The sequence below is a fragment of the Clostridium sp. AM27-28 genome, from assembly GCF_003480955.1.
Taxonomy (GTDB): domain Bacteria; phylum Bacillota; class Clostridia; order Lachnospirales; family Lachnospiraceae; genus Otoolea; species Otoolea fessa.
Genome location: NZ_QUJT01000013.1, coordinates 93,943 through 101,051, shown reverse-complemented (window position 1 = coordinate 101,051; position 7,109 = coordinate 93,943). Strand labels below are relative to the sequence as shown.

5 protein-coding genes are annotated in these 7,109 nt (G+C 45.9%); 2 read left to right on the top strand and 3 right to left on the bottom strand.

From position 1 onward, the window contains the following. Positions 1–889: 889 nt before the first annotated feature. Positions 890–2,545, top strand: coding sequence for an O-antigen ligase family protein (locus DW720_RS13610; protein ID WP_118749750.1), 1,656 nt, complete (start codon positions 890–892; stop codon positions 2,543–2,545). A 308-nt stretch (positions 2,546–2,853) separates the two neighbouring features. Beyond that, positions 2,854–3,009, top strand: coding sequence for a hypothetical protein (locus DW720_RS15775; RefSeq protein ID WP_022359159.1), 156 nt, complete (start codon positions 2,854–2,856; stop codon positions 3,007–3,009). Between the two features lie 154 nt (positions 3,010–3,163). On the opposite strand, the gene DW720_RS13605 is transcribed toward DW720_RS15775, so the two are convergent. From DW720_RS13605 to DW720_RS13595, 3 genes are all read right to left on the bottom strand, one after another. Then, entirely contained in the window at positions 3,164–3,703 is a 540-nt protein-coding gene (locus DW720_RS13605; protein WP_118749749.1) for a hypothetical protein, read from the bottom strand. A 225-nt stretch (positions 3,704–3,928) separates the two neighbouring features. Next, positions 3,929–5,308: a cell wall-binding protein gene (locus DW720_RS13600; protein WP_118749748.1), complete on the bottom strand. Its 1,380-nt coding sequence runs from the start codon at positions 5,306–5,308 to the stop codon at positions 3,929–3,931. 171 nt (positions 5,309–5,479) lie between these two features. Next, positions 5,480–7,090: an aldolase catalytic domain-containing protein gene (locus DW720_RS13595; protein ID WP_118749747.1), complete on the bottom strand. Its 1,611-nt coding sequence runs from the start codon at positions 7,088–7,090 to the stop codon at positions 5,480–5,482. Positions 7,091–7,109: the final 19 nt, after the last annotated feature.

Below are 7,109 nucleotides of genomic sequence, written 5' to 3'. Positions count from 1 at the left end.
GAAAGTAGGGCTGCCGCCCAGCAAAAATATTTGCTAATGCGACAGCCCCTTTTGATCGTGCGTCACTGGGTAAACAAAAGATTGTAACATCATATGATAACATTGATTTTGGAGTGGATTATTGAACTTATTTTGCAATATATCAAAAACTCCGATATCAAGGCTTTTTATGTTTACATATCTATAAATTTTGTAGTACCAAATAATCCAACTCCCCGCAACAAGGGGAGCCTTGTACTAACAACAAAATCCCCGAACCTCTTTCGAGATCCGGGGATTTCATTATTCATTTAAGAATAACAAGTACCTCTTTGAATTAGATTAGTTTAATCTTCTCCAAGCAGTTACGTTGTGATCAGCCTCTGTGTAGGTATATACATCATCATCATACAGCTGGATGAACGGTACAGAAATCTTCTGATCTTCTGTTACCTTAGCATCAGACCAATCAATATCTGCTACAAAATTAGCTACAGGTGTACCGTTAACAGTAGCAACTTTCTTGCTCTTGCTGGAAGTAAAGGTAACTTCTACATCCTCAGCTGCGATACCTTTGTTCTCGATATCGTATTTCTTATTGGATTTCTGAACTTTACCTTTGTTGTTTACCAGATATACATCACCATCTAAGTAGTAGAGTCTGTAATCATCATCTGCTTTCTCATAATTAATGCACTCTCCTTTTTACTTTTTGAAATATTTTTCTCGAAATCCTAACTGCATTACCAAGTCATTATACTTCGGATATGGAAAAGTATCGCAAGTTGCAAAAATAGGAGAGATAATAGGGGAAATTTAAGATTTCCTTCCTTGCTATCCACAAAACGAAATGCTATACTGATACAAGCCGTTTCTCTGGTTTTACGAATAAGAAAAGGAGAAGAATGTGATGGAACAGACAGAGATTGCAAGAGAGCAGGGAGCTCCGGCTGCATCCATTTTGGCAGAGCAGGCATGGGAAGGAAAAGTCCGAAAGGTTTTTTCATGGATTGTGTCGGTGTATCTGTGTGTGGTGTTTGGGGCATTTCCGCTATATTTCCATAATTATTATTATGATATTCTGGTATCGAAATATCAGTTTTACTGGCTCAGCACGGTTGCGATGCTGGCGTCATGCCTGATCGCAGCGATAGTATTTGCGTGCATGGACTTAAAGCGGTTTGGCGGGACGCATGTGCGGCGCTTTTTTTGCGCGTTTCGACCGTCTGAATTAAAAAAGCAGCCATTTGCCTATAAGGCGCTGGCAGTTTTCTGGGGACTGGCATTGATATCGACGGTGCTGTCGGACTATGTGTATGAGTCGTTCTGGGGCAATGAGGGACGATTCAGCGGATTTTTTTTGATTACGCTGTATGTGCTGGGAACGATTGTGATCAGCAAGTATGGTCGGATGAGAAAATGGTACCTGGATGTGTTTCTGGCATCGTCCGTTCTGGTCTGTCTGTTTGGAATCACAGATTATTTCCAGATGGATTTATTGGGATGGAAAAAGGGCGTGAGCAATGAACAGGGAAACCTGTTTGTATCTACATTGGGAAATATCAACACGTATACGGCGTTTGTGGCGCTTACGATGGCGGTTGCATGCGGCTGTTTTGTAAGTGAGAGAAAAGTGGGACGCCGTATCTGGTATTATCTGGTTTCGGCGCTGGCCTTTTTTGCATTGATTACCGGACAGAGTGATAATGCATATTTATCACTTGGAATGCTGTTTGCGGTGATGCCGCTGTTTTTATTTACGACATGGCGGGGCATCGCAGATTATGGTATTCTGGCGGCTACGTTTATGACCGTGATCAAGGTAGTAGATACGGTCAATAAAGTATATGCTGATCAGGTCATCGGTCTGGGCGGTGTGTTTGGCGTGTTGGTGCGCTATCGTTATCTGGAGGGAGTCGTCGTTTTATTCTGGATTCTGGCGGGGGTTCTCTGTGTTTGGAAACGGAAGATGGAACAGACGAATCCAGAGAGCAAACCGGGACGATGGATTTGGCGTGGCTGGTGTGCCGTTTTGATTCTTGGATGCCTGGCAGTGGCATTTGTCCTCTATGATGCAAATCTGGGAGGACATGCGGAACGGTACAGCGCGTTGTCCCAGTATCTTGTTTTTGATGATGACTGGGGAACGAACCGGGGATATTGCTGGAGAATTGGCTGGCAGTCCTATCGCGAGCTGCCGTTCCTGCATCAGTTGTTTGGTTTTGGACCCGACACATATGGAATTCTGACTTGGGATTTCAGGCAGGATGCGCTGGATCGGTATGGAGTTTTCTATGAGAGCGCCCACAACGAATATTTTCAGTACCTTGTTACAATGGGACCGCTTGCGCTTGTATCTTATCTTGCGTTTCTGGGCGGCACCTGCGTGCAGATGTGCAAAAAATGGAAAGAGTGCGCCTGGATCCTGGCGCCTGTTCTGGCGGTGCTCTGCTATGGAGCACAGGCAGTTGTTAATATCAACCTCCCGATCGCGACACCGATTATGTGGGCGATGCTGGCGATTGGGCTTGCACTCACAAGAGAGAAAGCAGAACAGGCAGAATAGCTCAAATAGACAGAACGGATTAAATAGACAGCAAATCCGGGCAGATTCGGCGGAAAAGCCGAATCTGCCTGGATTTTGTCGATTTAGAATTAAAAGTAATGTGTGAGCGAGTTACTGGGCACATATGCGTGAACAGTAACGGAGCGATGCTCCGTGTCGAAATTTGCGATCGATAGACTCTTTTATTTTTCTTAAAATCGGTTTATAAATAATATGAAAAGAAAAAACGATATGATCGCCTGGCAGAGCTGCGTTATGCAGTGTGGTCATCTGAATGGAAGAACAGGCAGTCAAAAGGAGGAGAGTTTATGGATGAAGCTAAAAAATTGATCGTTTTAGAGCAGGAAAATGAAGAATTAAAGCGTGAGCTGAGGGAGTTATTTAAAACTCTGGATCAGATGAATCAAAGCTTAAACCGGATGATTGACCACTACATACTCTGTAAGACGGAGAAGGCGGGATAAGCGGAGAGCCTGGATAAGATGGAAAAGAAGAGGCTCATTTATACCAGATGGAGCAGGTGAAAAATCAAATCAAAAATTAAATAGTAGATCGAATATGAAAGCCGCATGATTCAGAAGGTATGTTATCAAACCAGAATGAATCATGCGGCATTTTTTATCTACTCTGTGTAATATGTAGTCGGCGTGTCAATTCCCAGATTAAATCATGCATCCAGGAGACAGTCTGCTCCAGCTGCTCGTTTTTCTCTCTTAGAGCCAATACTTCCTGATAGAGCGTTTCCTTGTCAGAATCTTTTGAAATATCCGGATGGATCTTCGAGGAAGTGGAAGACGATTTTGTTTTACCCGGTGCTGCAGAATGATCGGTCATCAATTTGGTGTTATCGGGTGCTGCATTTTGATCCGACGATTTTGCATCATCCAGTGATTTGCTCTGGTCGGATGGCTTTGTCTGCCCTGGTGCCTTAGCCTTGTTCGCCGGTTTGGCTTTAGAATCCAAATGGTTCGCCGCATTAATCATGTGTCTGGAAATCAGGATCTGCCGCTGTGGATAGTCTAAGTCCATGAAATCCTGATATGGAATGGGAAGAGGAGTCATGGCGATTGAGCAATGCGGACACACCGCATTGGCAACGAGCTGAAAGAATCCATAATGTCCACAGGTTGGACAGCAATAAACATTTAAACCACGCATAGAGTTGCCTCCGTAGAAGTAAGAGTTGAGTCATTGGGAGAAAAATGAAAACATCCCCCCTTATTATAATACGTTTTAATCGGGAACATTATAACTGGTTTTTAGAAAAAAATTTAAAAATTTCCAAAAAAATTTTTAAAACGATAAAAAAAGACATCTTTCAGAAAAAATACCGCGGTGTCACAAAAGTGTCCTGCGGTATTTGAACGGATGCAATATTATATTTTACTGGATGATTCCAGATGTGTCAACTGTCCAGACAGTATCATTGCTGTCTTTGATATCCTTGAACCCTTTTCCGAGTTCCGGACGGGAAGCGGAAGAGGAGGAAGAGGTTGCTTTCTGGATGGTGCCGCTGGTGTTTACCAGGTAGCGTTTTTCACCGGTGGAAACCGGCTCATAGCGGAGCTCTGGATCCGCCTTCTTTAAAAGACCGTTTACATAAACCTGGTTATCGCGCTCGCCATGGTAGCCCTGTCCTTTGAGGGAACCTTTGGTCTGGAAATACCAGATCTGGTTTTCTTCTAAATCATCATTGTAAATAGTCTGCTTGCCGGTACGCATCACGCCGTCGTCGCCGAAGTAGTAGGAGGCGAAGCTGCCATCCGCCTGTTTCAGGCTCTGAAGCCCGGTCTGCATTTCACCGCGTTCGTTGAAGCAGTAGCGCTCGGAATTGATGGTGAAAATAGCAAGATCCTTCTCGGCAAAGTAAGCAGTTCCGTTTTTAAAGAAGAAGGAAAATGGCTCTTCTTCTTCGCTGATGCCCGGTGCCCCTTCAATGGTGTACCAGCCGCTTGCCCGGCGTCCGCCATTTTCCGGATCGTAATAGCGGAAATCGTTTAAGCTGACAGTGTCTGTGGCAGAGTTGTCCGTTGTTGCTGCTTCGTTTGAAGGTGTGCTGGAGCTTACAAAGCCAGCTTCCGCGACATTGATCCAGCCTGTCTGCATCTGGCCGTCGATGAAGGTGTAGTAGCCATTGTCGATTTTGCGGTCCATCTGGTTTACGATCATGCGTCCTTCGGTGTCAAAATAGCACCAGACATCTTCATCGTCGGTGTCTTTCGTGATGGTTTCCAGCAGAATCCATCCGGTTTTTCTGGCGCCGTCATCCTCCTCGCCGAGGTAGTAGGTCTGTCCGTCCAGCTCCAGAAGCCCGGTCTGCATCAGTCCGTCCTCGTCGAAATAGTAGGTTTTTCCGTTGATGCTCATCCATTTGGCAGTTACAATCTTGCCGTCTTTGCCAAAATAGAGCCAGGAGCCGCCGTCCGGAGAATCCGGGCTGTCGTAGCTGATCTCATTTTCAGCCGAAACCCATTGGTTCTTTGCCATGTGCCCCTCATCGTTGACGAAATAGTCATCGACTCTCTGATTGGTAGCAATCTCGCCTTCCTCATCGAGATAAAACCAGTCGCCATTCCGCTTTTTCCATGTGTTTGTCTCTTTATAGCCGTCCTCATCGTAGTAATAAAGACGACCATCTTCCTCTGTCCAGCCGCTCTGAGCCGCCAGAACTCTGTAAGTTCCCGTATTTGTCATTATAGGTGCAGCAGCCGCGAACAAAGCCGCAGCGGATAAAACAGCTAAAGTTTTAGTTTGCTTACGCATGGTATAATCTCTCCTTTTTGAAAATGCGAAAATCCATCGCTGCATTACGGGGCTTATTATACGGGGATTATGCGTAAAAAGATAGTGTGCGTTGCTGGAAAGGGTGGAGAGATGTGGAAAAAGGGGTGAACCAGCTGGAACACCCCTTTTTCTATATGAAAATATAATTTTTTATTTTACGTATTTCGAATCCGTCAGGAACTCCAGCGTCAGCGTTCCTGCCAGCCTCTCCAGCGTATCTATCACATACTGGTTAATACTCTGTGATTTTTCCCGCGCGATCCGGTAGTCCATCGCGGAATTATAATAGTTGTCTCCATCGATCGTATATCCGTCGAATCCCGCGCAGGCGGCGTGGTGGACGCTTGTTTTGGTCAGGACGTTCAGCAGCATGACAAAGGAATTATCGATGATCTCTGCATTCTGGTCGATCAGGGAATTATAGTTTAAGGTGTAATCAAAATGTGTATCTTTGACATTTGTCACGTTTGAGGTCGCGATGACGCGCACCGGGCGTCCCTGGGCGTCGGCGTGCTCGAGCAGGCGGTTGTTGAGTTGGACATAGCGCCTGGAATTGCTTAAGAACGCATAATCGATTGGAATTCCCTCCGGGATAAAATTGACGGAGATTGTGATCGGATTGTGCGCCTTAATATAGGAAAGAATTGCCTCCTTTTCCAGTTCCAGATTCTTTCCCGGACCGAGCAGCAGAAGCGGGCGCTCGCTCCAGGAAGCACTCAATGCCTGAATATCGGCTTCGTCATTGCATTCTGTGCTCTGATACCTGCGGTACAGTGTTTCAATGTAATCTTTGTCGTAGAGCAGTTTTTTCTCCGGCTTAATCGCATCCAGAATCGTATTGATGGATTTAAGCGACAGGGTGTGCTTATCCATCAGGAAGCGGACGTAGTTCGGATGGCAGTTGTTGGAGGCGGAAATATAGAAGAACAGGTTATATCCCCATGGGCTCTTGCGGAAGAACGGCATGATGCTGATGTCGATCGCCTCGAGCATCTGACTGACATTGAAATTGCGTCCGAATACAGTGTTCATGTACATGGAAATGAGTTCGATCGGAAGATTTCCGGCGCTTTTTCCCATGCCGTACAGGGTGGCATCAACTAAAACGGTGCGGTCTGCCGGTTCGCGTAAGACTTCCATGCTGTTTGAGTATGCGAGCTGGAAGTTATTGTGGGAGTGGTAGCCGATCGCGATCGATGGTTTTAAGTTGTAGTTTAAGAGCTGGAAATAGTGCAGCAGGTTATCCTGATGCAGCAGACCGTAGGTGTCTACAAGGGACATCGCATACGGTTCCAGATCGTTGACAAGGTCAACCAGATCCAGAAGCTCACGGTCGGAGTAGCTGGTGATCGAAACCGCCTGTACAAACACTTTGTAGCCCAGTTTTTTGACTTCGTGGCAGAATTGGATCGCCTCATGCATCACATGTTTTTTGAAAATGACGCGGATGCCGTCGATGTAGGACTCAGAACACGGGCTTAAATTAGAAATATCGCAGGTTCCGTAGTCGATCATGGCGACGATCATTGTATTTCCCTTGTCCAGCTTGCCGAAAATCTGATCGGCACACTGGGTTGTCGGCATGATCGTGCGGTTGCGGTCGAAGGTGCGGCGGTCATCCAGAAAACCAACTTCCAGAATGTCCACGCCCGCGCTGATCAGACGTTCAAAAATAGTAACAATATTGTCGTGACCGAACTCCCAGTCGTTGACGTAGCCGCCGTCGCGGAGAGTGCAGTCGAGTAATTTGACTTGTTTCATGATGTTTGTCCCCTTGTTA